Source organism: Elizabethkingia miricola, from assembly GCF_001675285.1.
Classification (GTDB): Bacteria; Bacteroidota; Bacteroidia; order Flavobacteriales; family Weeksellaceae; genus Elizabethkingia; species Elizabethkingia miricola.
This window is the reverse complement of sequence record NZ_LSGQ01000001.1, coordinates 313,377-339,635: the sequence shown is the minus strand read 5'-3', so window position 1 is coordinate 339,635 and position 26,259 is coordinate 313,377. Positions and strand designations below refer to the sequence as shown.

General features: G+C 36.2%; 22 protein-coding genes. 5 read left to right on the top strand and 17 right to left on the bottom strand.

Translation table 11 applies throughout. The annotated features are described in order from the left end of the window. Nucleotides 1-94 precede the first annotated feature (94 nt). The 5 genes from ATE49_RS01560 to ATE49_RS20660 form a co-directional block, all read right to left on the bottom strand. Nucleotides 95-1,183, bottom strand: coding sequence for a porin (locus tag ATE49_RS01560; protein WP_179195572.1), 1,089 nt, complete (start codon nt 1,181-1,183; stop codon nt 95-97). A gap of 93 nt (nt 1,184-1,276) precedes the next feature. Continuing rightward, nucleotides 1,277-1,843 carry a potassium-transporting ATPase subunit C gene (locus tag ATE49_RS01555; protein WP_045180759.1) on the bottom strand — a complete coding sequence of 189 codons (567 nt, stop codon included), beginning with the start codon at nt 1,841-1,843 and terminating at the stop codon, nt 1,277-1,279. A gap of 12 nt (nt 1,844-1,855) precedes the next feature. Continuing rightward, a complete protein-coding gene (kdpB, locus tag ATE49_RS01550) occupies nt 1,856-3,895 on the bottom strand; it encodes a potassium-transporting ATPase subunit KdpB (protein WP_065080802.1) in 2,040 nt (679 codons plus the stop codon). Between the two features lie 24 nt (nt 3,896-3,919). Beyond that, complete coding sequence (gene kdpA / locus ATE49_RS01545) at nt 3,920-5,614, bottom strand: potassium-transporting ATPase subunit KdpA (RefSeq protein ID WP_065080801.1); 1,695 nt, start codon at nt 5,612-5,614, stop codon at nt 3,920-3,922. Nucleotides 5,615-5,620: 6 nt separating this feature from the next. Then, entirely contained in the window at nt 5,621-5,698 is a 78-nt protein-coding gene (locus ATE49_RS20660) for a potassium-transporting ATPase subunit F (protein ID WP_165698305.1), read from the bottom strand. 500 nt (nt 5,699-6,198) lie between these two features. On the opposite strand from ATE49_RS20660, the gene ATE49_RS01540 reads away from it, so the two are divergent. Further along, entirely contained in the window at nt 6,199-7,224 is a 1,026-nt protein-coding gene (locus tag ATE49_RS01540) for an OmpA family protein (protein ID WP_065080800.1), read from the top strand. A gap of 4 nt (nt 7,225-7,228) precedes the next feature. Here the strand turns inward: ATE49_RS01540 and ATE49_RS01535 are convergent, their stop codons facing one another. The 7 genes from ATE49_RS01535 to ATE49_RS01505 form a co-directional block, all read right to left on the bottom strand. Continuing rightward, nucleotides 7,229-8,557, bottom strand: a complete 1,329-nt coding sequence (locus ATE49_RS01535; RefSeq protein WP_059154682.1) for a sigma-54-dependent transcriptional regulator — start codon at nt 8,555-8,557, stop codon at nt 7,229-7,231. A 110-nt stretch (nt 8,558-8,667) separates the two neighbouring features. After that, nucleotides 8,668-9,120: an HAD domain-containing protein gene (locus tag ATE49_RS01530; RefSeq protein ID WP_065080799.1), complete on the bottom strand. Its 453-nt coding sequence runs from the start codon at nt 9,118-9,120 to the stop codon at nt 8,668-8,670. Between the two features lie 9 nt (nt 9,121-9,129). Next, nucleotides 9,130-9,510: a ParB N-terminal domain-containing protein gene (locus tag ATE49_RS01525; protein WP_065080798.1), complete on the bottom strand. Its 381-nt coding sequence runs from the start codon at nt 9,508-9,510 to the stop codon at nt 9,130-9,132. A 122-nt stretch (nt 9,511-9,632) separates the two neighbouring features. After that, on the bottom strand, nt 9,633-11,618 hold the full coding sequence (locus tag ATE49_RS01520) for a heavy metal translocating P-type ATPase (protein WP_065080797.1): 1,986 nt from the start codon (nt 11,616-11,618) through the stop codon (nt 9,633-9,635). Between the two features lie 57 nt (nt 11,619-11,675). Then, nucleotides 11,676-12,383 carry a LytR/AlgR family response regulator transcription factor gene (locus tag ATE49_RS01515; protein WP_065080796.1) on the bottom strand — a complete coding sequence of 236 codons (708 nt, stop codon included), beginning with the start codon at nt 12,381-12,383 and terminating at the stop codon, nt 11,676-11,678. Then, entirely contained in the window at nt 12,383-13,537 is a 1,155-nt protein-coding gene (locus ATE49_RS01510; protein WP_065080795.1) for a sensor histidine kinase, read from the bottom strand. Before ATE49_RS01510 ends, ATE49_RS01515 begins: the two co-directional genes overlap by 1 nt. Before the next feature lie 75 nt (nt 13,538-13,612). After that, nucleotides 13,613-14,350 (bottom strand): CPBP family intramembrane glutamic endopeptidase, encoded by a 738-nt coding sequence (locus ATE49_RS01505; protein WP_065080794.1) that lies wholly within the window; start codon nt 14,348-14,350, stop codon nt 13,613-13,615. 164 nt (nt 14,351-14,514) lie between these two features. Between ATE49_RS01505 and ATE49_RS01500 the strand changes: the two genes are divergently transcribed. Continuing rightward, a complete protein-coding gene (locus tag ATE49_RS01500) occupies nt 14,515-15,000 on the top strand; it encodes a DUF6265 family protein (RefSeq protein ID WP_065080793.1) in 486 nt (161 codons plus the stop codon). Between the two features lie 4 nt (nt 15,001-15,004). Here the strand turns inward: ATE49_RS01500 and ATE49_RS01495 are convergent, their stop codons facing one another. After that, the gene (locus ATE49_RS01495) at nt 15,005-15,373 is read right to left on the bottom strand and encodes a Fur family transcriptional regulator (protein WP_065081004.1); all 369 of its coding nucleotides are present in this window, start codon (nt 15,371-15,373) and stop codon (nt 15,005-15,007) included. A 191-nt stretch (nt 15,374-15,564) separates the two neighbouring features. On the opposite strand from ATE49_RS01495, the gene ATE49_RS01490 reads away from it, so the two are divergent. Next, a complete protein-coding gene (locus ATE49_RS01490; RefSeq protein WP_059343981.1) occupies nt 15,565-16,029 on the top strand; it encodes a hypothetical protein in 465 nt (154 codons plus the stop codon). A gap of 60 nt (nt 16,030-16,089) precedes the next feature. Here the strand turns inward: ATE49_RS01490 and ligA are convergent, their stop codons facing one another. From ligA to ATE49_RS01475, 3 genes are all read right to left on the bottom strand, one after another. Continuing rightward, on the bottom strand, nt 16,090-18,096 hold the full coding sequence (gene ligA / locus ATE49_RS01485) for an NAD-dependent DNA ligase LigA (protein ID WP_059343982.1): 2,007 nt from the start codon (nt 18,094-18,096) through the stop codon (nt 16,090-16,092). 75 nt (nt 18,097-18,171) lie between these two features. After that, nucleotides 18,172-20,628 (bottom strand): DUF5686 family protein, encoded by a 2,457-nt coding sequence (locus tag ATE49_RS01480; RefSeq protein ID WP_065080792.1) that lies wholly within the window; start codon nt 20,626-20,628, stop codon nt 18,172-18,174. Between the two features lie 128 nt (nt 20,629-20,756). Next, nucleotides 20,757-22,091: a carboxylesterase family protein gene (locus tag ATE49_RS01475; protein WP_065080791.1), complete on the bottom strand. Its 1,335-nt coding sequence runs from the start codon at nt 22,089-22,091 to the stop codon at nt 20,757-20,759. 101 nt (nt 22,092-22,192) lie between these two features. On the opposite strand from ATE49_RS01475, the gene ATE49_RS01470 reads away from it, so the two are divergent. Both ATE49_RS01470 and ATE49_RS01465 read left to right on the top strand, forming a co-directional pair. Continuing rightward, nucleotides 22,193-22,687, top strand: a complete 495-nt coding sequence (locus tag ATE49_RS01470) for a thermonuclease family protein (protein WP_233174420.1) — start codon at nt 22,193-22,195, stop codon at nt 22,685-22,687. Between the two features lie 73 nt (nt 22,688-22,760). Next, nucleotides 22,761-23,474 (top strand): 3-ketoacyl-ACP reductase, encoded by a 714-nt coding sequence (locus tag ATE49_RS01465; protein ID WP_059154775.1) that lies wholly within the window; start codon nt 22,761-22,763, stop codon nt 23,472-23,474. A 68-nt stretch (nt 23,475-23,542) separates the two neighbouring features. On the opposite strand, the gene alaS is transcribed toward ATE49_RS01465, so the two are convergent. Then, nucleotides 23,543-26,146 carry an alanine--tRNA ligase gene (alaS, locus tag ATE49_RS01460; RefSeq protein ID WP_065080789.1) on the bottom strand — a complete coding sequence of 868 codons (2,604 nt, stop codon included), beginning with the start codon at nt 26,144-26,146 and terminating at the stop codon, nt 23,543-23,545. Between the last annotated feature and the right edge of the window lie 113 nt (nt 26,147-26,259).

Sequence of the window (26,259 nt, the reverse complement as noted above, 5' to 3'; positions counted from 1 at the left end):
AATCGTAAAGTTGTTTTTTTGTTATTCTGCAGCTTTACAAATACACAAAAAAACAACTTTAGAGTTTATTACCTCTCTTTGTAGTTGTAATTTTTTAAAACCATACGTTAAGACTTGATGTTATAATAAAATTAGCTTTTTTAAAATTATCATTTTTAGCAAAAACAGCATCTTTAGAAGTAAAGCCTCTTGCTTCTGTACGGAACATTACATTTTTGAAAATAGTGTAATCCACATTTACGGAATAACCAAAAGTTTGGAATCCATTGGGTGTACCGGAATTGATAATTACCCCATTTTTATCATTATAATATTCCAGTCTTCCTGCTACAGCCCAATCCGGATTAAGCTGATATTTTAATAACAGGTTAGGAGAATACCAGATATTATAGGCATCACTACCTTTTACTTTTTGTTCTGCTCCTATATCAAAGCCAGCAATAGCAGAAAATTTATCAGTTAATTGAAAAGTTCCGTATAAATCGTGGAAATACCGCATTCTTTTTTCTTCTCTTGATTTATCGTTTCCGATAAATGAGCTGCTGTTCAGGGTTATTTTCTCTGATGGTTTGTAAGTAACCTGATGTCCGAAAGAAATGCTCTGATTACCTTCAGGTTTGGCTATTCTCTGCCATCCGTTTAGTACAAGTCCGCTGAGGTACCATTTTCCGTTGTCAGTAGTATAAGAAAGTCTGACACCTGTTTCAAAATACGGAGAGTTTTCAGCAGCTATACTTCGGGTTAGCGTGTAGTTGTCTTTGCCAATTGCACTTTCCCATCCAATATGTGATGGCATAATCCCTGCATCGATCCATAAATTTTTGTTTTCAGAAATTTTCACTCCAATATTGGCTTCATTGATGTAGCGCAATGCTCCCTGTTCTGCAACCATATTGTCCTGAGGATAGGTTCCTGCCATTAGGGCTAGGTTGGCTCTTATACGCTTGTCCTGATAAGTTGCTTTTGCAACGGCCAGATTGAGGTTGATCTCATTATGGCGGTTAAAATTGTACAGGAAATTCTGATGTATATGTTGTCTTGGTTCATTGAAATTATAACTGTAAAATACTTCTGCATAGGCAGAGAATGTTATTTTTTTAGCTGTTGAAATACTGTCTGAAGACTGTGCTTTTGCTGAAAAACTCAGTCCCATTACCACAAGGGCTATCATGCTCTTTTTCATTCGTAGATTTTTTTAATTTGCTGCTTTCCTGCAGCTGGTGCTTTTGTCAGATGCAATGCCGCTTTTTAGAAGCATTGCAAAAACGTTTCATGATTATTGGTGAGTACTAAGTTTGTCTAATGCCAGATTCAGCTCTAATACGTTTACTTTAGCAGGTCCCAGAAGGTGAAGAACTGGTGGAGTTGTATTTTGGGTAACAAGATTCTTTACTTCTTCCTCAGAAAGATTACGAACTTTAGCAATTCTTTTTACCTGATAGAGGGCTCCTTCAGGAGAAATATCCGGATCCAAACCGCTGCCACTGGCAGTGATAAGTTCCACAGGAACTTTTGTGTTTTCCATGCCAGGGTTTTCCATTTTCAGCGTATCGAGTCTCTTTTGTACAATATCCAGATACTCTTTATTACTTGGCCCTTTATTGCTTGCGCCACTTCCGTCAGCTTTATAATTTACTGAAGAAGGACGTCCGTGAAAGTATTTTGGAGATTTGAATTCCTGTCCGATATTTCTATAGAACTTTTGACCTTTGTAAGTAATAATTTCGGCATTTCCACCGGTAGGAAGAACTTTTGAGCCAGCATATACGAACATAAGATAAATGCCAACGAGTACTGCCATCACAAATGTGAGTTTTACGGCAGGTAGAATATAATTTTTCATTTTTTTTTAACTTTAAAAGAATACACTGATTAACAGATCAATAATTTTTATTCCGATGAAAGGAACAATGATTCCTCCTAATCCGTAGATAAGCAGATTTCTTCTCAGAAGAGCACTGGCACCTATTGGTTTGTAAGCCACACCTTTTAGTGCAAGCGGAATAAGAATCGGGATAATTACAGCATTGAATATAATTGCTGATAATATAGCCGATTGCGGACTGTGGAGCTGCATAATATTAAGCTTCTGAAGCGCAGGAATAAAGGTGATAAACAAAGCCGGAATAATCGCGAAATATTTGGCAACATCATTAGCAATACTAAAGGTAGTCAGCGTTCCACGGGTCATTAGCAATTGTTTTCCAATTTCCACAATTTCAATAAGTTTAGTAGGGTCATTGTCTAAATCCACCATATTTCCGGCTTCTTTTGCTGCCTGTGTTCCGCTGTTCATTGCTACACCTACATCTGCCTGAGCTAATGCGGGCGCATCATTCGTTCCGTCTCCCATCATCGCAACCAGCTTACCAGATTGCTGCTCTTTTTTGATGTAGTTCATCTTATCCTCAGGTTTAGCTTCGGCAATAAAATCATCTACTCCTGCTTTTTCAGCAATGTATTTTGCAGTTAAAGGATTGTCTCCGGTAACCATTACCGTTTTTACACCCATTTTTCTTAACCGCTGGAAACGTTCCTGAATTCCGGTTTTAATAATGTCCTGTAATTCTATTACACCAATTACTTTTTCATTAAGTGATACCACTAATGGGGTACCTCCGTTCTCAGAAATCTTGATTACCGCTTCTTCTGTTTCTTTAGGGAAAATATTTCCTGCTTTCTCTGTCAGTTTTTTTATCGCATCATAAGCTCCCTTTCTGATTCTGGTATCGTCGAAGTCTACACCCGAGCTTCTTGTTTCAGCTGTGAAGTTTATGTAATGAGGATTGTTTACTTTCAGGTCTTCTGATTTCAGCTGGCTTAGCTCTATGATAGATTTTCCTTCAGGGGTTTCATCTGCAACAGAGCTTAAGGCAGCAGCTCTTACAAAATTATCTTTCGCTACAGCCAGACAAGGGTGAAACTGAGTGGCCTTACGGTTTCCTATTGTGATAGTTCCGGTTTTATCCAGAAGCAGTACATCTATATCTCCGGCAGTTTCTACGGCTTTACCACTTTTAGTAATTACATTAGCGCGAAGTGCTCTGTCCATTCCTGCAATTCCGATTGCAGAAAGCAAACCTCCAATTGTAGTGGGGATTAAACAAACGAAGAGGGAAATGAATGCCGCTATAGTAATTGGGGTTTGCGCATAGTCTGCAAAAGGTTTCAGTGTTACAGTAACGATAATAAAAGTAAGGGTAAAGCCTGCCAGAAGTATTGTTAATGCTATTTCATTAGGTGTTTTCTGGCGGGAAGCTCCTTCTACAAGAGCAATCATTTTATCCAGAAAAGATTCACCAGGTTTAGTTGTAACTCTTACTTTTATTCTGTCGGATAGTACTTTTGTACCTCCGGTTACAGAGCTTTTATCACCTCCGGCTTCACGGATAACAGGAGCACTTTCTCCGGTAATGGCTGACTCATCAATAGTAGCTAATCCTTCAATAATCTCACCATCCATTGGAATCTGATCTCCGGCTTCACATAAGAAGATATCTCCCAACTGCATTTCCGCAGATCTTTTCAATGTGGTTTCTATCTGAAATCCCGGCTGGTTTTTTGTGATAACTTTTGCGGGAGTTTCCTCACGGGTTTTTCGAAGAGAATCGGCCTGTGCTTTGCCTCTGGCTTCAGCGATTGCTTCAGCAAAATTGGCGAAAAGAACAGTAAAAAATAATATAATAAAAACTAAAAAGTTATAAGCAAAGCTTCCCTGGCTTGTATTTCCTGCAAGGCTGAATAATGATACGATAAACATAACTACTGTACCAATTTCTACAAGAAACATCACCGGATTTTTAAACATAATTTTCGGATTCAGTTTTACGAAAGATTGTTTCACCGCTTCGTTTACCAAATCTTTTTGAAATAATGTTTGAGATTGATTTTTCATTTTTTTAATGTTAAAAATGTTCTGTTATTTGGAAAAATATTGAAGCTGTTCTGCGATCGGTCCCAGTGTAAGAGAAGGGAAGAAGGATAGTGCAGCAATTAATATGATGACAGCAAGCGTCATGAATCCAAAAGTTAATGTGTCAGTTTTTAGTGTTCCGGAACCCTCAGGAATGAATTTTTTCTCGGCCAGACATCCTGCAATGGCTATAGGGCCTATAATCGGGATAAATCTTGAAAGAAGAAGGACAATCCCTGTGGAAATATTCCACCAAGGTGTATTGTCTCCCAGACCTTCGAAGCCCGACCCGTTGTTTGCTGAAGAAGAAGTGAATTCATACAGCATTTCGCTGAAGCCGTGGAATCCCGGGTTGTTTAATGTCTTTGTACCAAATTCCGGCAGATAGGCTGTAAGTGCAGTTCCTGCAAGAATAAGAAACGGGTGGAATAATGCTACAATCATAGCGATTTTCATTTCTTTGGCCTCAATCTTTTTACCCAGAAATTCCGGAGTTCTTCCAACCATTAGCCCGCTGATAAATACTGCCAGAATAATGAAGATGAAGTAATTGAGAATTCCGACACCACAACCTCCATAAAAGCAGTTAATCATCATTGCCAGAAGCTCGTTCATTCCGGAAAGAGGCATCGTACTATCGTGCATAGAGTTTACAGATCCTGTAGAAATTACAGTGGTTGCAATGCTCCAGTAACCTGAAGAAGCACTGCCAAAGCGAATTTCTTTGCCCTCCATCGCACCGAGACTGCTATCTGCACCCATCTGAGTAATGAGTGGATTTCCGGAAGTCTCATTGATTACATTAGGAATTGCTAATGCAAGAAAGCCTACAGTCATTACTGTAAATATAATCCGGGATAATTTTTTTCTTTTAAGGTAAAAGCCCAATGCAAATACTAACGCAAACGGAATGATCATCTGAGTAGCCATTTCCGTAATATTGGTAACGTAATTAGGATTTTCTAAAGGGTGAGCAGAGTTAGTACCGAAAAAACCGCCACCATTAGTTCCCAGGTGTTTAATAGCAACAAATGCAGCTACAGGACCTCTTGAAACGTCTGATTTTTGCCCTTCAAGTGTTGTAATATGATCTTTCCCTTCAAAAGTCATTGGACTTCCATTTGCAGAAAGAATAAATGCTACGATAATGGAAATAGGAATCAGGATTCGGGTCATGGATTTCATGAAATAATCGTAGAAGTTTCCTAATTCTGTAGTTGTTTTTTCTTTAAATGCTTTAAATAGTACAGCCATAGCCGCCATTCCGGTTGCAGCTGTTACAAACTGAAGAAACATCAGGAAAAGTTGAGTAAGATAACTGACCCCGGTTTCACCAGCATAATGCTGAAGGTTACAGTTAACAAGAAAAGATATCGTCGTATTAAAGGCTAAATCCGGTGACATATTAGGGTTGTTGTCCGGATTCAGAGGCAGCCATTGTTGGGTTTGCAGGAGGATGAACCCGATAACAAACCAAACCAGATTAATGGTAAGCATGGCATACATATTTTGCTTCCAGTTCATCTGGCGATTGGGATTTATTCCTGATATTTTGAAGAATAACTTTTCAACAGGATTAAAAACCGGGTCTAAAAAGGTTTTCTCATAACCATACACACGGGCAATATATTTTCCTAAGAAAAGACCTATGATTAAGGTTAGAACAAACATGGCAATAATGCCTAAAATTTCTGTATTCATAATAATTTAAAATTTTTCAGGCTTCATAAGCACATAACAGATGTAAATGAATGCCAGAACGGAAAGGATGAATAAACTCCACATGATATGTTATATTTTATCAAAAAATTGAACTGTTTTATACAAAAGCCAGAACAAAACAATACTGAGTAATAAAAGGACTAAAAGCATCATATTATTCTAATAATTAAGGTTAAGACCACGAGTGCTGCCAGAAACGTCAGTAACCAGGTGTAAGAAGACTGGCTGGGCTTCTGACTGGTTTTTTTTAAAGTTGTCATTTTTCATAATTTTTATCTGAACGATATATGCCAAAACCAATTCCAATTAGCTTTAAAAGTTTTTAAATTATTGTTTTATAGTGTTTTATGTTTGTTTTTGGAAGCTCGTTAAATAAGAAAAGCTTATCAAAATGATAGGCTTATATTCAAAATGATAAAAACGGATTACTGAAAATGAGATTTTTTAAGATGATATGATATTTCTTAACAGAGTGAATACTTTGTATTCGGAATAATATTATTAGTTTTGGAGGTAATATTTTAAAATAAACACAAATCATTATTATTTAACTAAAAACAAGTATGAAAAAAATAACCTTTGTAATACTTTCTGTATTAATCGTTTCATGTGGTAAGAAAAAAGAAGAGGTATCAACAGCTCAGGAGGTATCTCAAACAAGTGTTAAAACTTCCGAAAATAATGGTGAATTTGATATTACCAAGATTCCTGTAAGTGATAAAGGCCTGGGTGTGTTTCCTTACCTGAATCCGCCGGAAAATTATTGTTACGGTGTTTGCAGCAACTGGAAAGGAACCGTTGAACAGATGGATATAAAAGATTTTGACAAGGAATACTTTGCTGTTAACGGAAAACTTATTCCGGTAGAAGGGAAAGCGCTAAAGGTTGCGATCGAAAAAAACAGAAGTAAGGATCCTGCGGCTTTTAATAGTCTCTTGGTGGAAAAAGCTTATGAAAAAGCAATATTAGATTTGGGTGGAGTACAGGTTAATAATGTTTCTGTACCGAAAGAAGAAATTGACCGCATAGGAAAAGAAAACCTAATGTCTGCTACATATGGAAATTCAATTGACTTTAATGGATTGGATCGTATAAAAACTTATGTTATCCGTACCAATAGTAAAGAAGTATGGATTCAGTTTTCTCTGCTGAACGAAGAAAGTGGAAAAATTACTATTCTGGAGAAGGCAACAGCTGAAGTTCCAAAGGTTGAAAAAATTACTTCTTCCCAAATGAAAAAAGATATTAACGAGTCTGGGAAAGCTGTATTGAATATTAATTTTGATAATAATAAAGCTACTCTTACAGCAGATGGCAAAATTGTGGCGGATGAGATCCTAAAGCTGTTGAATGAAAATCCTGAATTAAAAATTTCTATAGAAGGGCATACTGACAACAATGGTACAAAAGAACACAATAAGAAATTATCATTGGACAGAGCTACAACAATATATACTTATTTAACAGATAAAGGTATTAAATCTGGTAGACTACAAACAAAAGGTTTTGGACAGGATAATCCTTTGGCTGCTAATGACAGTGATCTTAATAAAGCGAAGAACAGAAGGGTAGAATTGGTGAAAATATAAAATTCTATCTTAACTGGTATTCTTCCAGTTTACGATATAACGTTGCTATACCGATTTCTAAAAGTCGCGCAGCTTCAGCTTTATTACCTTTAGTATATTGTAATACTTTCTGGATGTGTTCTTTTTCAAGAGTCTTAATACTCAATGAATCTGTTTCTGCAGAAGTTTGTTCTGAATATAGAGGAAGGCTGTCGGCATCCAGAATATTGTTATTCATCAGAATAAGACTTCTTTCAACAGTGTTTCTAAGCTCACGAATATTTCCCTGCCAGTTATTTTTCTTTAAGGTTTTATAATAATCTTCGGAAACCTGAACTTTTGAAATCAGATTCATTTTTTTACTGAAGACATCGATAAAGTTTTTGGCAAGAATTTTCAGGTCTTCCTTTCTTTCACGCAATGCCGGCAAGTGAATTTCAAAAACATTGAGTCTGAAGTAGAGATCTTCTCTGAAATTTCCCTGTTTTACTTCTTCCAAAAGGTTTCTGTTGGTTGCGGCAATAAGACGGAAGTTAGAGGTAGATACTTTCGTTTCACCCATTTTAATAAATTCTCCGGTCTCCAGTACGCGTAGCAATTTCGCCTGCAAATCCATTGGCATTTCTCCGATTTCATCAAGAAAAAGAGTCCCGTCATTGGCTTCTTCCACCAATCCTTTTTTATCTTTTACAGCACCGGTAAAAGCACCTTGCTTATGTCCGAATAATTCACTTTCCAGAATTTCTTTACTGAAGGCAGAGCAGTTGATCGCAACAAAATTTTTATTGCTTCGGCTTCCTGTTTCATGAATAGCATGGGCGAATACCTCTTTCCCGGTTCCTGTTTCTCCGGTTAACAATACGGTAGCGTCTGTATGAGCAACCCGTTCTGCCAATTTTTTTGCCTGAAGAATAGATTCTGCAGTTCCCAGGATTTGATCCAGCCCTTTTAACTTACATACCGGGGCTATATTATGGGATTTGTTATCTTTTGCTTTTTCAATAGCTCTGTATACGAGGGGAATAATTTTCTCGTTATCATCTCCTTTTACCAGATAGTCATATGCGCCGTTCTTCATTGCCTGTACAGCATCTGAAATATTCCCGAAGGCTGTCATCAGAATCACTTCTTTTTCAGGATATTTGGTTTTAATAGCCTTTACAAGCTCTACACCAAATGCATCCGGAAGACGGACATCACTCAGCACAACGTCAAAGTCATGCTGTTCCAGCATATTCATGGCTGATCTTGCAGTTGAAGCTTCCTTTACACTAAAGTTTTCCTGAGAAAGAATCATTCCCAGAAGTTTCAGAAGTTTCAGCTCGTCGTCAATGATGAGGATAGTTCCCGGCATATGATAGAATTGAGATGCAAACTTACGTATTATTCGGCATCGAAAAACAGAAGAAGTAATTCAAAATATAAAAAATAGCCAGAAACCTGCTTCTGACTATTTCTATTGATTTATTTCTCGGATAAAATTCTTTTTAATTCCTTAGAATCCATTAATCCTGTATAAGGATTGGTTAGAATTAATCTCTTTTTTAAATTCTCCGGTAGAGCATTTAATGATTTATCATCATCAATAATAATAACATCATTCGAATTAATATGATGATCTGCAATCCATTTTTCTATCTCTGTCTTTCTGGAATATTTATGATTTAAATCTTGATTTATAATAGATACTTTATCAAATCTGATTCCTCTTTTATTAAAAATATGTTTCCATTGGCGGAGATTAAATCTAAATCTATGGGAAGTTGAAAGGACTAATTCAATATTGGTGTGATCAACTGAATTTATAGCATCAACAGCCTTATGATTGAATTTATAGAACCCATCATCTTCCATTTCCACTTGCCTATACGGATTGGCATGAACCATAACACCGTCGATGTCTAAAAAAAGTTTCATATTGAATATTTATAAATCTTTAAGAAAATCATCATTACAATATTTTCTGTTTTTTTCACTATTCATGTCCCAATCTTCATTTGTTATTACTACAAAATCATTGATAGTGTTACATGGATCGCTATAGTTTTTATTCCATGGAATAATCTCAAAATCGAAACTAGCTAATTTATAAGCAATGTATCTGTGATTTCCATCTACAATAAGATTAGTCTTTTGATCTACTTTTATAGGTCCAAACTTAATACCATATCCGTCTAAAACTCTTCTGTGTATTCTTTCTATTATAGAGTAACAGACTTTAGTATGCGTAGTGAAAAGAATATGATCTGTATTTTTAATAAAATCAATTACTCTTTTATGAAAATCGGTATCTAAATTATTTTCCAAATCTTACATTTTTTATTAAAAAAATGTTATTTGTTTGGTAATCAAATTTATAAAAAATATTTTTAAGTACTTAGATATAAAAAAAACGCCAGAAAATATTTTCTGGCGTCTTCTAATTGATGTTAATTTTTAAAATTCATTCTCTGAATTCTTACTGCATTCAGAATAGCTAACAGTGCTACACCAACATCGGCGAATACCGCTTCCCACATAGTAGCTAAACCTCCTGCTCCAAGAACAAGTACAATAGCTTTTACGGCAAATGCCAGTATAATATTCTGCCATACGATTTTCTTAGTCTCTTTTCCTATTCTGATGGCAGTAGGAATTTTTGAAGGTTGGTCGTCCTGAATAACAACGTCTGCTGTTTCAATTGTTGCATCACTGCCTAATCCGCCCATCGCCATTCCGACATCACTTAGGGCAACAACCGGTGCATCGTTTACTCCATCTCCAATGAAAGCAACTGTTTCATTTTGTGCTTTAATGGCTTTTACTTTCTCAACTTTATCCTCAGGTAAAAGGTCGCCAAAAGCATTTTCAATTCCTATCTTCTGAGCTACTTCTTTTACTACAGCTGTTTTATCACCACTCAACATAGTTGTTTTTATATTGAGCTTTTTAAGCTCTGCAACAGCTTTTATTGCATCTGGTTTTATCTGATCCGAAATACTCAGATAGCCTGCAAACTGTCCTCCATAGGCAATAGCAATTAATGTATCTGAAATTGCAGAGTGATTAACCTGATACTGGATACTGAATTTATCCATTAGCTTGAAATTGCCGGCAAGGAAATCTTTTCCGTTGATTGTGGATCTCAATCCATGTCCCGGAATTTCTTCTGTATTTTCTAATACTACGGAATGGTCTACTTCGCCAACATATTCATGTACAGCAGTTGCAATAGGGTGTGTAGATTTACTTTCGATGACATTCAGATATTTCAGTATTTCATCTTTATCAAATCCGGTTTCAATATTTGCTGTTTGTACTTTGAACACACCTTCTGTCATTGTTCCGGTTTTATCCATTACCACATTCTGAATATTGGCTAGTGCATCCAGGAAATTACTGCCCTTAAAAAGGATTCCGTTTTTACTTCCGGCACCAATCCCGCCAAAGTAGCCTAAAGGAATAGAAATAACCAGAGCACAAGGACATGAAATAACCAGGAATATCAATGCGCGGTATAACCAGTCTCTGAATTCATATTGCTGTACAAAGAAGTAAGGTAAAAGACAGATGGCAATAGCCAATACGACAACAATTGGAGTATATACTTTAGCAAATTTCCGAATAAACAATTCTGTTGGTGCTTTTTGAGAAGTGGCATTTTGTACCAATTCCAGAATTTTGGAAAGTTTACTGTCTTTATATTCTTTCTGAATCAGTACCTGAGAGACCGAATTAAGATTGATCATTCCCGCAAGTACAGTTTCGCCTTTTCTTTTAGTATCCGGTTTACTTTCACCCGTTAGTGCAGCGGTATTAAAAGATGCGCTTTCTGAAATCAGTTCTCCGTCCAATGCCAGTTTTTCACCTGGTTTTAGCTGAATAATCTGTCCAACCTGTGCAGTTTCTGCTTTAACGGTCTTAGGAATATTATTTTCCAGAATTGTAATTTCATCCGGTCTCTGATCCAATAGTCCTTTGATATTCTTTTTGGCTCTCTGTACGGCCATCGTTTGGAATACTTCGCCTACAGAATAGAAAAGCATTACGGCAACTCCTTCTGGATATTCTCCGATAGCAAAAGCACCAAGAGTTGCAATACTCATCAGAAAGAACTCTGAAAAGAAATCGCTGTACCGGATACTGTTTATTGCATCTTTTAGTACCGGAAGCCCCACAGGAATATATGCTGCTACATATAATACAATTCTTACCCAGCCTTTGAACCATTCAGGTTTTATATAATTGTCCAATGCGATTCCTACCATAAGCAGAACGAAGGAAATCACAGCTGGCAAAAATAACTGGAAAGTTGTTTTATCGCTATTATCATGAGAATGGTCGTGACCATGATCGTGATCATGTCCATCCCCGTTGTGCTGATGATTGTGTTGTTGCTGCGGTTTTGTGCTGCAGCAGTCGCTATTTGAACTCATAACTTTTAATTTTTATCAAAGATAATGCGGGGAAGCATGCAACCCTATTGCAAAGTTTTATTTTATGCCTAACAGACTGAACAATTCATCTTTTTTATTCAGCGCTATTGATATTGTTTTTCCATTGATAAGTTCTACCATATTGGCATTTACACTTCTTATAGCTTCTGTATTCAGTATAAATGAACGTTGCACACGAAAGAAACCAGGTGAGATCAGTATCTCTTCCATAGATTTTAAAGTGGCTTGTGTGGTGTAAGTTGCAGAATCTATTACAATTTTAAGATAGTCACCCTGAGCCTCCACATACAGGATTTCATCCAGTAATATTTTAATGAGTTTGCCTTCAGATTTTATAAAGATTCTGTCTGTATTAACCTGTTGTATTGAAGGAATCTGTTTTAAAGCGATATAATCCTTGGCTCTGTTAACAGCCTTTAGAAAACGGTCAAAACGTACCGGTTTTACAAGATAGTCTGTGGCTCCGGTATCAAAACCATCCAGTGCAAAATCACGATGGGCTGTAATAAAAATAATGACGGGTGGATTTGATAGTGATTTTACAAGCTCCATTCCGTTGATTTTAGGCATCTGAATGTCACTGAAAACAATGTCTACAGTATTATTCTGAAGATAGAGCAGGGCTTCTGTAGGATCTCCATATGATTTTATTAAACCAAGAAATGGAATCTCCTGTACAAAGGATTCTATAACTTCTCTTCCAAGAGGTTCGTCGTCTATAATTATGCAATTCAGTTTTTCCATTAGTTTTCTAAAACTATTTTTAACGTTACTTTAAATCTGTTTTCAGTGTTTTCTATTTGTAATTCATGCTGGTCAGGATATAGTAATACCAAACGTTTCCGCATATTTTCCAATCCTATTCCGCCAACGGATATGCCCTGGTTTATTTTTTCTATATCGTTTTCCAGTTGAAAATAAAATATGTTTTTTTCTGTTTTTATATTTAAAAGAATAAATTGTTCTTTTGAGCTTCTAAGACCATATTTGAAAGCATTTTCTATACAGCTGAACGTGAGCAAAGGTGCTATATATAAACCTGAATTTCTACCTTCATTAGAAATATTTATCTGAATATTGTTATCGGCCGGATAGCGCATTTTTTCGAGTTCAAAATAATTTTTGATGAAGTCTAGTTCTTTGTCCAGAGAAACTTTATCCGTATTTGATTCGTATAAAGTGTAGCTCATCATCTCCGAAAGATTAAGGATAACCTCCGGAGTCTGATTGTCTTTTTTTATAGCCAAGCCATATAGGTTATTTAGTGTGTTAAACAGGAAATGTGGGTTAAGCTGGGCTTTCAGAAAATCCTTTTCCATATTAATATTCTGAATTTCTACCTTCATTTTCTGCTCTTTCAGTTTTAATGTTCTATTATACATTCTGAAAATTTCAAAAAGAATTTTAACAAAAAAGAAAGGTGATAAGAGTGAAATGACAATAATAATCTGAGATAAAACTCTTCTGAAAGATAAAGCCTGTGCAAAATTTTGTTCAGCGGCTTTAGAAATAACGCCTTTTAGTTCGCCTGTAGGTATATCGAATCCAAAATTATTGTAAACCAATGTAATAAAGTAAGTGATGGCCATCCACAAATAGATACAGAATGGAATACTAAGAAGTAATAATACAATAGCCTTTATTTTCCCGCTTTCAAAGATTCTGGGTAAAAGAATATAGAAGAAAGTATAAAAAACTGCCATATTACAAATTGTCATGCGCAGGGTTAGAATCAGACTATGAAGTGGTGGAACATCATAAGCTAGAATATAGCTGAGCAGTAAAAAAGTGGCAAAAAGCAACCACATAGTATTGTGGAATAAGATTCTTCTTTTTTTAGTATAAAACTGGTCAAAATCGAATGTGGCAATTTTATCCGAAAAGTTATTATTAGACACTGGTATATTTAGTATTTTGCATATTTAAAAGCAACTTCAAATATAGTTTTTTGAAGTTGCTTTTTGAGATTTGTATTATAGAATTCTTATAATGGCGTTGATGGTATTAATCAGATTATGCCCCAATACAGGGTAAATAAGATTGCCGGAGAACTTTCGCAAAATACCAACGCTAAGAGAGGAGATGATAGCAAGGTAAACAATCGTGATAATATCTGTTCTCAGTTGGTAGGTGTCAGTCAGTACAACGCCATGCATCACTGCAAACAAAATAGTTATAATAATAAAGCCCCATCCAAATTGAATACCTTTGAAATTCCATTGAGATGGAAAAGCTTTTTCCAGCATCCATAAGAGAATTCCCCTGAATAATATTTCTTCACTCAGACCAGGCATTGTCGCCTGGAAGATGAAAGTTTCAGCATCAAAAGCACCTCCTTTTGGAAATAAAATTAATTTGAATATAATATCGAATATTGTAAATCCCAGAAATACTAAAAGACCATACCGGATTTGTTTTTTGCTATTTGTTTTTGTTGTAAATCCAATAGCTTCCCGTTCACTTTTGGATGCTGAAAATATAAAGATTAAAGCAATGCTAAGGCTTATTAATTTACTTGCCCATGCAAATTTTAATCCTATAAATTCAAGATTTATATACTGTTTTCCTAATATGAGCAGATATGAGTCTGCAAGAAAATAAAGAATAAAATAAGCCAGGTATTTAATGTTTAGGCTTTTAGACTTTATAAACGCTAAAATGATAATCGGAAGAAGAATTAGAATCCAGATAAAGGGGGTAAATAATGACATAGTTTTTGATTTTTTTTCAAAGGTATTTTTATCCCGTATGGATATCGAAAGCTACCGATGAAACCCTCTTATTAAACGATAAAAAGATGTTATTAGCAGATTAAGATTTTGGGGTTACAGAGGTGAAGTGTGGTTTCTGTATATTTGAAATAAGAATCATTGGTATGAAAACGAAGTCTGTAAAAACATTTTTGTCTGCAATTATTGTAGTATCTGTTGTGAGCAGCTGGGCTCATTATTATGTAAAACCAATTGATAAGGCTATGTGGCTTATTGGTACGTGGGAGAATAAAACCTCTCGTGGAAGTGTTTATGAATCCTGGAAAAAAATAAACGAAAATGAGCTGTCAGGAAAAAGCTATACTGTTAAAGGTGCAGATACTATTATATTCGAAACAGTACAGCTAAAGCAAGAAGAGGACAACTTATACTACATTCCGACAGTAAGAAATCAGAATGACGGCAAACCGGTTAGTTTTAAAGCTTATACTATTACAGATCATAAAATGGTTTTTGGAAATCCTGAACATGATTTTCCACAATCTGTTTCTTATAGAAGACTGAATCATGATTCTTTGATAGCAGAGATTTCAGGCATTCAAAATGGAAATGTACGCCATGAGACTTTTCCTATGAGAAGATTAAAATAACTGATTATTGAATAGTTTCACGACATTCTTTACAAATACCTGTGGCCAGAAACTTTAACTCTTTTACCAGATAGTCATCCGGAAAAGGTACATTATTGAAGCTTACTTCTTCCAGACAAGTCGTTTGCTTGCATTCGGTGCAATAAAAATGCAAGTGATAGTCATGATGGATTTCCTCATTACAGTCATCACTACATAAGAGATACTGTGTCGTATTATGCTCCTGGATACCATGAATAAGACCTTTCTTTTCAAATGTTTTCAGGGTACGGTACAAAGTGCTACGGTCGGACTGTGCCAGTTTTTCTTCCAAATCGGACAGCGAAAGAGCTTGTGGAGCCTCTAGAAAAGCATCCAGAACCAGCATCCGCATAGAAGTAATGGGAATCTTTTTATTGTCGAGGATATTTTCTATTCTTTGCGTATTCACCGGATTAATAATTAGATTTTTGATGTTATAACAAATTTAAGGATAAATTTTAAATTTTTGTTAAAACAAATATTTTATAATTGATTAATAATCAGTTTTTTATAAATTGTATATGGATATGTAAAAACCTGATTATGGAAAATACTAAAAAAAGACTGCAAGAGTACTCTTTTGATAATTATAAACTGGTTTTAAACTTTGCGACTTTCGAGGATGCAGAATTATATGCTCAGGAACATCAGGGAGATCTTGTGGAAATAGGATTTACAGACGGTGCAGATAATCCGTTATTCGATGATTTTGCGAAGCTCATTAGTAACCGTGCTGTGTTCAGAGTGAAACTTCCTGCAGAGTATGAAATTTTATATTCTCATGATGAACGTTTTCAGGAGCTGGCAGAAGATATTCTGGAAGCTATGAAACGTAAAGAAAATGATGTAGCCCCGGAAGACTGGCTTGCCGATCAGAATATAGCGCCAGGAGACAGAATTATTATTCTGAGGGACGGTAGTATTAATACAGTAACAACAAGAGAGAGAATTAAATTCCTAATGGCCGGGAAGCTTTATGAGATCGCAGTGCAATTGCCTAAAAAATAATAAAAAACGCCTCACAGACTTAAACAGTTGTGAGGCGTATATTTTTATAAATTATTTCTCTTAGCTATTGACAAGATCCAAAAATTGCTGTTCATCCAGAATCGTAATAGTTCCGATATCCTGAGCTTTTTTCAGTTTGCTTCCGGCTTTTTCTCCAACAATCAGATAGTTTAGGTTTTTAGACACAGCAGAAATATTTTTGCCACCATGTTTTTCTACCATTTCTTCAGCCTGCTCTCTGGTGAAAAGAGATAATTTCCCAGTGAAAAGAAAAGTCTTTCCGTCCAGAACATTACTGATTACGTCATTGGTGTTTTCCCCCTTTTCCAGTTGTACACCATAATTTTTCAGACGTTCTATCATCAAAAGGTTTTCCTGATTCGCAAAAAATTCGGTAATACTTACAGCTATTTTTGCACCGATATCTTCTACCTGGCAAAGCTCTTCTTCAGTCGCATTCTTTAATTCCTCTATGCTTGGGAAGTTTTTAACCAGTTTTTTAGCAACTGTTTCCCCTACATGCTTGATGCCTATTCCGTACAATACTTTTTCAAAAGGTATTTCTTTTGATTTTTCCACACCATCCAGAATATTTTGTGCAGATTTTTCAGCCATACGCTCTAGCGGAAGCAATTGTTCTTTGGTTAGGGTATAAAGATCGGCTGGATTTTCAATTAGCTTTTCACGGTAAAGTTGTTCGATAGTTTCACCTCCCAGATTTTCTATATTCAATGCTTTACGGGAAACATAGTGGATCATTCTGCCAACTACCTGTGGCGGGCAATGCAGTTCATTGGGACAGAAATGTATCGCCTGATCTTCTATTTTTACAAGTTCGGTCCCACATTCCGGACAATGCTTTATATATTCTATTTCTTTACTTTCAGATGTTCTTTTTTCAGTATTGACGCCTACAATTTTAGGAATGATTTCACCACCTTTTTCTACATAAACAAAATCGTTCTCATGAAGATCTAATTTTTTGATAATATCCTCATTATGCAGTGATGCACGTTTTACAGTTGTTCCGGCTAATAAAACAGGACGAAGATTGGCTACAGGAGTAATAGCACCAGTTCTTCCGACCTGATAAGAAACGCTCAGAAGCTCAGTTTCTACTTTCTCAGCCTTAAATTTATAGGCCATAGCCCAACGTGGTGATTTGGCAGTATAGCCCAATTCACGCTGGTGTTTTAGAGAGTTTACCTTTATTACAATACCATCAATTTCAAAAGGCAGGTTATGTCTTTCCTGATCCCAGTAATTGATGAAATTCTTTACATCGTCTAAAGTTCTGCATAATTTTGCCTGATCTTCAGAAACTCTGAACCCCCACTGTTTTGCATTGGCTAATAAATCCCAGTGGGTTTCCGCAGGAAAATTCTCTGCGATATATTGATATAATACTGCAGAAAGTCCACGTTTTCTTACCTCACCGGAGTCCTGCATTTTAAGACTTCCGCTGGCTGTATTTCGTGGATTCATAAAGGGATCAAGTCCCTCTTCCTCACGAAGTGCGTTAAGTTTATCAAAATTTTTACGGGTAAGATAAATCTCACCACGCATATAAAAACGTTCAGGAAATTCACCTTTCAGTTTCAACGGGACATCGGAAATAGTTCTTACATTACCTGTAATTTCATCACCCTGGAATCCATCTCCACGGGTTACTGCCTGAATAAGTTTTCCATTTTCATAAAGAATGGAAATAGAAGCACCATCATATTTTAGTTCTGCAACAAACTCTACAGGCTCGTCAATAGTTTTTATTATCCTTTTTTCCCAATCTTCCAGATCATTGAAGTCATAAGAATTATCCAGAGAGTACATTCTGAACTGGTGTTGTACAGTGGGAAAGTTTTTGGTAACCCCACCGCCAACTCGTAAAGTAGGTGAGTTAGGATCATTGAATTCCGGATGCTGAGTTTCCAGATCCTGAAGTTCCTTCAGTTTTGCATCAAATTCAAAATCCGAGATAGAAGGTTCATCCAGAATATAGTAATTGTAATTATGCTGATGAAGCTCTTCTCTTAGCTCTTCTATCTTTTGTTGAATATTTTCGGACATAGGGTCAATAAATGTTTTTACAAAAATAAACAATCTGTTATTTTAATCATATTGTAAACTCTAAAAAGAAATTTTCTAAAAAGCATTTAGTTTGATTTGGAATCCAATATTGTCTTTGAATGCCGGCATCTGATAGTAACCTAATCTGTAAGAAAAACCTACACCAAATTTACTGCCCAGAAATCTGTTCCATATAATCCCTACTTCCTGATAGTTGTGATCTAGCACTCTAAAATTGAACTGATGATCTGTACTGTTTTTAAAATTACCTACTACAGTCTGATATTCCAGTTCTATATTAGAATAAGCTTTTCCAAGAGTTCTGAATCTGAATGGCAGATATTGAGAAATCTGAAAACCAACAAATTTGTCTGCATAGAATGTTCCAGCTGGCATGGTAACAAATCCCAGATTAGAAGGCTTATTGATTTTTGAGGCCCAGTTACTGCTGATATCTCCGGTTTGTCCTGTTATCTCGAAGTTTTTCCAAATAGGGGCTGTTCCGGAAGAAAAACCACCAAAAACTTTAATATTGGTATAGCCTAATTTGGTTCCGAACTGATGAATGGCCAAGGCATCTAGTCTGTGATAATTAAGATCTCCGTCGAATATTTTGCTTCCTTTTTCATAGTTTACAAAGAAATATGGATAATGCTTTTCATAGGTAAGTTTTCCGCCAGGTGTCATCAGGTTTTTATCATTCGGAGCATATTTCAGAGACAGGGTAGTGCTGACATTTTTAAAGCTATTGCCCATATTCTGATACTGATAGTCGAACATAGCATTTTGATTTTCGTGATTAACACTGATTTTGGCACTTAGTGTATTGGACAGATCGTATAAAAAAGAAGCACCCCATTTCTGACTCCGGTAAAAGTTTGCATTGTGCATATCAACAAGAATATCTTTTAGCCTCATTGGATTGTCCCAGAATGTAGTATTAATTCTTCCGGCAGGAAAAACATCGTCAAGATAATCTATACGGAAAACAGATGTTCTTTTATCCGAAAGCTTCATATCCAAACCTGCACCATATTTCCAACGGTGATCTTTGAAACCATAGCCGAAATAAGCATCAGGAGAGAACGTTTTACTGAACTTTTCATTCAGTTTGACACTGGCTCCCAGTCTTATTCCCTGATATTTATCGTAATTAAGAATTTTGGTCAGGTCAAAATCCAACATTTTATAGCGTAGATTTCCTTTCATCAGATTGGTGAAAAGACTTACTTTTTTATCGAAATCATATTTTTGAACAAGGCTGTCTATTTTTACATAGGTGCCTTTTTCTCTTTCTGTAAGGCTGTCTGTTCTGTACTCCTGCAGAAGCTTTCCATCGGAATTTTTAACAGTCATAGTGTACCCCCGGAAATCTTCAGCTTTTTGTTCTTTATTGATTTCAAAACCAAAGAACTGATTCTTAATAAAAAGATAGTTGCCAAACCTCTTTCTTTTTAGTTTAGGTTTTTCGGAGGTCTTAGCGCTGTCTTGTACCTTTCCGGTAGTAAAACTTTGGTCACCCATTTTTATTTTCAGGTTTTCGTAATCCAGAAACCATTTGTTGTTGATTGGTCTCCATACAGAAACTACGTTTCCCTCGTTTGTCTTTTTACTATTGCTTTCTATTTTCTTTAAAGCATAATTTTCAGCATCTACATAGATGAAACCATTATATTTTCGTGGATTCTGCCTTAGTTTATTGTTGATCTCCTTGAATTTAATTACATAGGTTTTCCTGTTGTCTATAGTTGTTGTATCCGATATATAATAGTTGTAAATAGTTCTGCTTTCAGGTCTTATCTGTCTGGGAATTTTGTTGAGGTTAGAAATATTCAGTGCCAATGCTTCATAAATAGGATTAGGAAAGCCGGACATTCTGTTGTCCAGTATATTTGTTTTTTCTCCGTATTTTTTAGAAAAAAGATATTCCGAAACCTTCTCCCAAAGAAAATATTGGTTGTGACTTACAGTACTTATCAGATCCTCTTCGGCTAATGAATCTTTCTTTTTAGTTTCCGGGGTTTTCAGATTTCTCTTCTGAATTTTACCAATAGAGTCTTTTCTTTTAGCAATAAAATCCTGATAAGCACTAATAGAGTCTTTATCAAAGTCAATAGATATTTTGCTGTAAGATTTGAAATTGTAAGAGTCTAATGACTGCGGACTGTTTTCTTTGTAGCGCTTTAAAAGCTCATCAAGAATTTTTAAGGCACGCGGATCGCTTTTATCGGCGATAGTGATCCGATTGATACTCTTTGTTTTTTCGGAAGTTGGTTTCAGGGAAACAAGCATTTCCTTGCTTACTGCAGCCTCTTCGTCTTCAAAGTCATTAGCCAGAATATCAACTTTCTTACATTTGGTTTTAAATGTTAGAATACCGTTCTGGCTGGTTTTTCCAAGTAAATTGTCATCACAGTAAACAGAAGCATCTGGAACGGGTTTTTTATTATCAGCATTAATAACTTTTAGTTGGGTCTGACTAAAATAAAAGCTTACAAAGAAAAGGAGTAGAGTGGATAAAGCTTGTTTCATATATTGTTTTTATATAAGACAAAGCTATGTGTAAGAAAGTTACAGAAAACACAAACAAAATTTAAATTTTTGTTAAAGTAAATATGCCGGAATGCTTATTAATAAGGTGTTTGGCCCGAAATGTATTATTAGTCCCTTATTTGTGATATTTTTAAAACTTCGGGTTTGTCAGAATTTTCTGAAACAGATCCATTTTTGGCAAACTCTGCCCAAATAGCCCGTATTTTCTTTCCAACTTTATCAATTTCCGCCCATGGAATACCTTTTAATAGTTCTGCATGTTTCCATGCTTCTTCATTACCAAATAACAATGGAAGATCTAAACAATGAGCCGCCCCTATTTTATTGCTTTCCAGCTTTGAGAAAATCCTGAATAAATATACATTTCCTCCGGCCTTTGCATAGGATGAAGCAAATTCAGCCGCAGGTTTTCCATAGATATTTTCAGTAGTCAGACGTATTGTTTTATCCAGTATTTTTTTTCCGAAGCCTTTCTCTGTATATTTTTGTAATGCTCCGGAAGTCCTTAGGTAGAATGCTGTCTCTTCATCATTCAGTCCAATCAGGACATCATATTTTGCAGCATGATCCTTCCATAATTTCCGAATCTTATTTTCTGGTGCCATAGGGGGAAAACCATATTGCAGACCGAATGGCATAGCTGCTTTTAAACCGTATTTTAAAAGAGAGGGACGAAATTTTGAATATTCGTCTACCATTTTCATAAAATCTGAATCATCTTTGATAAGGCTTGTTTTCAAAGAAAACTCTTCTGACATTTTTTGTCGTTTCTCACGAAGTCCTAAGGGAGCACTTTGGATAATAGCTCTCTTAAATAAACCTTCGGCACCTTCAGCAATCATAAGGTGGGTGACAGCATCACCTCCGGAAGATTGTCCTAGCAGAGTTATATTTTCGGGATTTCCTCCGAATGCTGAAATGTTGGTTCTAATCCATTTCAATGCTTCGATAATATCAAATAATCCCAGATTAGCAGGTCTTTCATCATAGCCGCCTAAAAAACCAAATAGCCCCAGGCGATAGGAAACCGAGACAACAATAATGCGCTGTTCTTTTACCCAAACTGAAGGATCTGAAGTGGGAAGACTTCCACATCCTATCTCATAAGATCCGCCATGAATCCATACAATGACAGAGAGTTTTTCATCTGGTAAAATGTCTTTTGGAAATGTAATGGAAAGATATTGCGGAGATTCCTCAACCAGAAAATCTTCAACATGGGTAGGTTCAATCAGTCTTTCCAACATTGCGCTTTGGTGCTGGGGACAGACAGGTGTCAGTACAGGTATATCAGCTAACGCTTCAGTAATGCTTACGGGGATTGGCAGCTGATAGCGTTCTGATTTGGCATACCGGATATTTTTGGCTTTAAAAACCCCGTTTACTTCCTGAATTTTAATCTTTTCTGAACCAATACTGAAAGTGTAATCTTCCAAAAGCATAAATACTGTGTTTTTTGACGATTAAAAATACGGACAAATTTCAAATAAACAGCGTTAGTAAAAGAAACTAATTCGCATTGTATATGCTTATATTTGCGACCATGAAAAAAATAATAGCACTATTATTATTTCCTGTTTTATTGTCTGCACAGACAGTAGCAAGAGTAGTAGGAATTAAGGATGGGGATACTGTTGTGGTTCTTTTAAAGGGTAATGTCCAGAAAACATTAAGACTGGCAGAGGTAGACTGCCCGGAAAGCAGGCAGCCTTTTGGTAAAAATGCTAAAAAATTTACTTCTTCAGAAATTTTCGGAAAAAGCATCACTTATGTAGAAACTGATACAGACCGCTATGGAAGGTCAATAGCTAAAGTATATTATGACAATGGAAAATATCTTTCTGCAGAACTTATCAAAGCCGGATTGGGCTGGTGGTACTTTAATTATTCAAAGGATAAATCTTTGGGTGATTTACAGGAGGTCGCTAAGAATCAGAAGTTAGGGTTGTGGCAGGATGTTCATGCAATAGCGCCGTGGGAATACAGAAAGCAACAAAGAAATAAGATAAAGCAAAGCAATAACGGTTTCGGAGGTTAAGGATTTAATGTTTTGTAAACATTAGTCTATAATGCTTTTTGTAAATTTGTATACACAGATAAAAAATAACATAATGGATCTTAAGGGAAAAAACGCCATTGTAACCGGTGGTGGAAAAGGATTAGGTAAGGCAGTTGCTTTAGCACTGGCTAATGAAGGAGCAAACGTTGCAATTACCGGAAGAAATGAAGAAAATTTAAAGAGTACTGTAGCTGAATTGGAGCAGTTGGGTGTAAAATCGGCTTATGCAGTATTCAATGTAGATCAGGAAGCTGAAGTACAAAAAGGTATTGCTGATCTTGCAGGCCAGTTAGGAAGTATAGATATCCTGATAAACAATGCCGGCATTGGAAATATGGGAACGCTTGAAGATATGTCTTCGGAGGTTTGGGAGCAGGTAATTAAGACCAATCTTTTTGGTGTTTATTATGCGGCTAAAGCAGTTTATCCATTCATGAAAGAAAACGGACAGGGAGATATAGTAAATGTGGCTTCTACTGCAGGTTTAAAAGGTGGTGGCGGAATGTCTGCTTATGCGGCTTCCAAGGCAGCAGTAATATCACTTTCTCAGTCGATGATGGCAGAGTGGAGAAAACAAAATATCCGTGTGATTACGCTTACGCCAAGTACAATAGCTTCTGATATGAGTATCGGAGCTGGCTTAACGGATGGTAATCCGGATAAAGTATTACAGCCGGAAGATTTTGCAGAGTGGGTTAGAGATATCTTGAAAATGAACAGGAGAGCATTAATTGCCAACGGTTCTATTTTCTCTACCAATCCTTAGTAAATAAAGTTTTACAAAATAAAAAAGCTACCTGATTCAGGTAGCTTTTTTATTTATCAGTTTTGGTATTATAACTGTTGTGCTTTCTCAAAAGCTTTTTCCAGTCCGTCTAGGTTTTTACCTCCGGCTGTAGCAAATGCAGGAGCACCGCCACCGCCGCCTTGTATCTCTTTAGCAAGATCTTTAATTAAAGCTCCGGCCTGGTAAGTCTGAGTAAGATCATCAGAAACTCCGATTGTAATCATTGGTTTGTCACCAGCATTAGATAAGATAATCGTTAATGATCCCGGAATCTCTTTTTTCAACTGGAACACAATATCCTTAATAGACCCTGCGTCCATTGATGTTTTCTTTACCAATAGCTTTTTATCACCTTTCTCCTGGTATTCATTTTTCCATTGTAAAGCTTCTTGTTTCGCTTTTTCAGCTTTAAAGCTTTCAATTTCTGATTTTAAGGATTGGTTTTCTTCTACCAGTTTCTGAACAGACTTCAATACATCTTTAGATTTCAGGAACTGTGCTATTTCCTGATAATTTTTCTCCAATGTTTCGAAATATTCTCTGGCTTTAGATCCGGTGATTGCTTCAATTCTACGGATTCCGGCTGCAGCCGAACCTTCAGATTCTATTTTGAAAAGTCCTATTTCTCCGGTATTTTTTACGTGTGTTCCTCCACATAATTCTTTGGATGTTCCAAATTCTATCATGCGGACATTATCACCGTATTTCTCACCAAATAAAGCCATAGCACCTTTGTCCATAGCTTCCTGAATCGGAATGTTTCTGTATTCCTGAAGTGCTATATTTTTTCTGATCTTTTCATTTACCTGTTGCTCTACAGCAACCCATTCTTCTTCTGTCATTTTGCTGAAATGCGAGAAGTCGAAACGTAAATAATCTGGACCTACAAATGAACCTTTTTGTTCTACATGCGTTCCTAATACATTTCTTAAAGCTTCGTGTAAAAGGTGAGTAGCAGAGTGGTTGTTTTCTGTATCCTTTCTTTTGGAGAGATCAACCTTTGCTGTAAAGCTTGCTTTTACATCCTGTGGAAGAGTAGGAATTAAAGAGATGTTAAGGTTATTCTCTTTTTTAGTATCCAGGATTTCAATGCTTTCGGCAGCATTTTCTAGCACACCTTTATCACCTACCTGGCCACCACCTTCTGCATAGAAAGGAGTCTCATCCAGTACGATCTGATAAAACTCACCATCTTTATTCTCAATCTTTCTGTATCGGGTAATTTTTACTTCATTTTCTGTAAGATCATAACCTACAAAATTTTCAGGTTTCTCTTCCAGTATTACCCAGTCATAAGTTTTAGAAGCTGAAGATTGTTTTGAACGTTGCTTTTGCTTGTTCATTTCCTCCTCAAAACCAGCTTCATCTATGCTTAAACCTTTTTCTTCAGCAATGATACGGGAAAGGTCAGCCGGGAATCCGAAAGTATCATATAATTCGAATACCTGCTCACCCGGAAGGTTTTTCTCGTTATTATTGATGGTAGCCTGGATAATTGCATCCAATCTTACCAATCCGTGTTCAATAGTTTTCAGGAATGAATTTTCCTCTTCCTTAATCACTTCAGTAACCAACTTCTCCTGTTTTATAATTTCCGGGAAGAAAGATCCCATCTGATCTTTTAGTATAGCTACAAGTTGATAAAGGAAAGCTTCCTTCATATCCAGGAATCTGTAAGCATAAGAAATAGCACGTCTTAGGATTCTGCGGATAACATATCCGGCACCACCATTGGATGGCAGTTGTCCATCGGCAATAGCAAATGCTACCGCACGGATATGGTCTACAACTACACGAATGGCAATGTCCTTTTCGTTTTCCAGAATACCTGTATATTTTTTACCTGAAATTTCTTCTACTTTGGAAATTAATGGTGTGAATACATCTGTATCGTAGTTAGACCCTTTTCCTTGTAAAGCCATACAAAGACGTTCGAAGCCCATACCTGTGTCTACATTCTGTTTCGGTAATTTTTCCAGAGACTTGTCAGCTTTTCTCAGGAACTCCATAAATACAAGATTCCATACTTCAACTACTTGAGGATGATCCTGATTTACTAATTCTCTTCCCGACACTTTTGCTTTTTCTTCTGCACTACGAATATCTACATGGATTTCAGAACATGGTCCGCATGGTCCGGTGTCACCCATTTCCCAGAAGTTATCTTTTTTGTTACCATTAATAATTCTGGATTCATCGATATGTTCTTTCCAGAAGTTGTAAGCATCCTGATCTCTTTCCAGATTTTCGGAAACATCACCTTCAAAAATAGTTACATACAAATCGTCTTTGGAAATTTTATATACTTCTGTAAGAAGTTCCCACGCCCAGGCTATTGCTTCTTTTTTGAAATAGTCACCGAAAGACCAGTTACCCAGCATTTCGAACATTGTGTGATGGTAAGTATCGCGGCCTACATCATCTAGGTCATTGTGTTTTCCGGAAACACGAAGGCATTTTTGTGTATCGGCAATTCTAAGACTTGAAGGCTCTTTGTAGCCTAAGAAAAAATCTTTGAATTGCGTCATCCCCGAATTGGAAAACATTAATGTAGGATCATCCTTTAGCACAATTGGTGCAGAAGGGACGATCTGGTGTCCTTTTTCTTTAAAAAAATCTAAGAACCTTTGGCGTATTTCTTGTGAAGTCATATGAAAATTTGATGTGCAAAAATAATGATTTTAAAAGAAAGTGATGTACTGTATATGATGATATAAAAAACTAATATCAATAAAGTGTTGAATAAACAGAATAGTAAACTGTT